The organism is Shewanella sp. 11B5 (genome assembly GCF_002836795.1).
Taxonomy (GTDB): Bacteria; Pseudomonadota; Gammaproteobacteria; order Enterobacterales; family Shewanellaceae; genus Shewanella; species Shewanella frigidimarina.
Map to the genome: position 1 here is coordinate 1 of NZ_PJAP01000109.1, position 1,260 is coordinate 1,260.

Genomic DNA, 1,260 nt, shown 5'->3' on the forward strand with positions numbered 1-1,260 from the left:
TGTAGTGGCATAGTTATTTTGGCCACCTAAATAGAGGTGATATTATTGCCTCGTAGATAACTTTAGGTGAGCACATGAGATCGACAACCAGAAAAACATTTAGCGCTGAATTCAAACTTGAAGCAGCCCAATTAGTCCTCGATAAAAACCACACAATCATTCAAGCTGCAAAAGCAATGAACGTGGGTAAATCGACTATGGATAAGTGGGTGAGGCAGTTAACATTAGAACGCCAGGGTGGCACTCCCAAAGCATCTCCGATTACCCCAGAACAAATTGAAATCCGTGAACTGAAGAAGCAAATAGCGCGTCTTGAGGAGCATAATCTAATCCTAAAAAAGGCTACCGCTCTCTTGATGTCAGACTCGATGAACAATTTACGCTGATCAGCGCACTCAAGCAGAGCCACTCTATTCTCACAATTTGTAATGCATTCAAAGTGCATCGAAGTAGCTATAAATATTGGCTAAAAAGAAAAGAACATATCGATGCTGATTTTACAATTTTATGCAGTGAAGTGAAGGCCGCGCATCGTATTAGTAATGGCTCTGCCGGTGCTCGAACGATAGCGCAATTAGTGACTAACAAAGGGATTAATCTCAGTCGTTATCGAGCCCGTAATCTAATGAAAGAGCTTGGGTTATTGAGCTGCCAGCAGCCTAAGCACTCTTATAGGAAAGCTGCACAAGAGCATGTCGCTATCCCGAATACGCTTAATCGGCAGTTTGCCGTAACTCAACCGGATAAAGTGTGGTGTGGCGATGTAACGTATGTTTGGGTCGGTAATCGTTGGGCATATTTAGCGGTTGTTCTAGACTTATTTGCCCGCAAACCTGTTGGGTGGGCTTTGTCATTATCGCCTGACAGCGAGCTGACCTCTAAAGCCTTGAAAATGGCATTTGAGTTAAGGAGGAAACCTGAGAGTGTGATATATCACAGCGACCAAGGTTCACATTACACAAGCTTGAAGTTCAGACAGTTATTATGGCGTCTTCAGATTGAGCAAAGCATGAGTCGACGCGGGAATTGTTGGGATAACGCACCAATGGAGCGTTTCTTTAGAAGTTTGAAATCTGAATGGGTACCCGCAAGTGGCTATGGGAATTTTACAGAAGCAGACAAAGCGATCACAAATTACATCACTGGATATTACAGTGAAACTAGACCCCATCAATATAATGGTGGGTTAACGCCAAATGAGTCAGAACGTTTATATTGGAATGACTCTAAAACCGTGGCCAATTTTACTTGACCACTACA

1 protein-coding gene is annotated in these 1,260 nt (G+C 43.0%); it reads left to right on the forward strand.

Translation table 11 applies throughout. From position 1 onward, the window contains the following. Positions 1 to 74: 74 nt before the first annotated feature. Positions 75 to 1,252, forward strand: a protein-coding gene (locus CXF78_RS00900; RefSeq protein WP_102035719.1) for an IS3 family transposase whose coding sequence is annotated in 2 segments (ribosomal slippage) — positions 75 to 333 and positions 333 to 1,252 — 1,179 coding nt in all. Because the reading frame shifts where the segments join, the coding sequence is not laid out codon by codon here. The last annotated feature ends 8 nt before the right edge of the window (positions 1,253 to 1,260 follow it).